2 protein-coding genes are annotated in these 1,242 nt (G+C 70.5%); both read right to left on the minus strand.

Going from position 1 to position 1,242, the window contains the following annotated elements; genetic code table 11:
• The coding region (locus KBX34_RS33020) for a dipeptide/oligopeptide/nickel ABC transporter ATP-binding protein (RefSeq protein WP_210928981.1) at positions 1-671 on the minus strand (671 nt) is incomplete at its 3' end.
• A partial coding sequence (locus KBX34_RS33025) for an ABC transporter ATP-binding protein (protein WP_210928982.1) occupies positions 668-1,242 on the minus strand: 575 nt, incomplete at its 5' end. The genes KBX34_RS33025 and KBX34_RS33020, both read right to left, overlap by 4 nt.

Here is a 1,242-nt window from a genome sequence, read left to right on the forward strand (position 1 = left end):
ACCGTCTGGATGTCGTGCGAGACGAAGACCATGGCCAGGTTCAGCCGCTCCTTGAGGTCCAGGAGCAGGTTGAGGATCTGCGCCCGCACCGACACGTCGAGGGCGCTGGTGGGCTCGTCGGCGATGACCAGACCCGGCTCCAGGGCGAGGGCACGCGCGATGGACACCCGCTGGCGTTGACCACCGGAGAGCTGGCTCGGCAGGACGTCGGCGACCGACCGGGGCAGCCCCACCAGGGCCATCAGCTCGTTGACCCGCTCCTCACGCTGCTTGCGGGTGCCACGGCGGTGCACGTCGAGCGGATCGCGCAGGATGTCGCGGACCGGCATGCGTCGGTTCAGCGACGTGGCCGGATCCTGGAAGATCATGCCGACGCCGGCACCGATGTGCTGCCGTCGTTCCGACGCGTTCATCGACCAGACTTCCTTGCCGGCGAAGGCGACAGTGCCACTCGTCGGCCGCTGGAGGCCCACCAGCACCTTGGCCATCGTGGACTTGCCGCAGCCGGACTCACCGACGACCCCGATGGTCTCGCCGGTACGCACGGTCAGGTCCGCGCCGGTGAGGGCGTACACCCGCTCGCGGCCGAACAGGCCACCACCGCGGGTGCGGTGAACCACGTGCACGTCGCGTAGCTCGACGATCGAGTCGCGCGGGGATGTCGCACTCATCGGGCCAGCTCCTCTTCCCTGACGGTGACGGCCGGGTGGTGACAGGCGTACCGGTGGTTGGCGTCGCCCTCCAGGCGGGGCGTCTCCGTCCGGCAGACCTCGGTCGCCATGGGGCAGCGATCAGCGAACCGGCATCCCGCCGGGAAGTCGGCCGGCGACGGCACCACACCACGGATCTGGGTGAGCCGTTCCGCACCGGCCTCAAGGGAGAGGACGGAGCCGAGAAGACCCCGGGCGTAGTGGTGTGCCGGCGCACCGACCACGTCGGCGGTGACGCCGCTCTCGATGATCTGCCCGCCGTACATCACCACGACGCGGTCCGCGACGTCGCTGACCAGCGCCAGGTCGTGGCTGACCAGGATCAACGCGAAGCCCAGCTGGCCGCGCAGCCGCAGCAGCAGCTCCATGACCTGCGCCTGGACCGTAACGTCGAGCGCGGTGGTCGGCTCGTCGGCGATGATCAGGCGCGGGTCCCGGGACAGCGCCATGGCGATCACCACGCGCTGCCGCTGCCCGCCGGACAGCTCATGCGGGTACGCGGACAGGGTGCGCCGTGCGTCCAGGCCCACCA

Origin of the sequence: Micromonospora sp. M61, assembly GCF_018070245.1 — a bacterium.
Classification (GTDB): Bacteria; Actinomycetota; Actinomycetes; order Mycobacteriales; family Micromonosporaceae; genus Micromonospora; species Micromonospora zamorensis.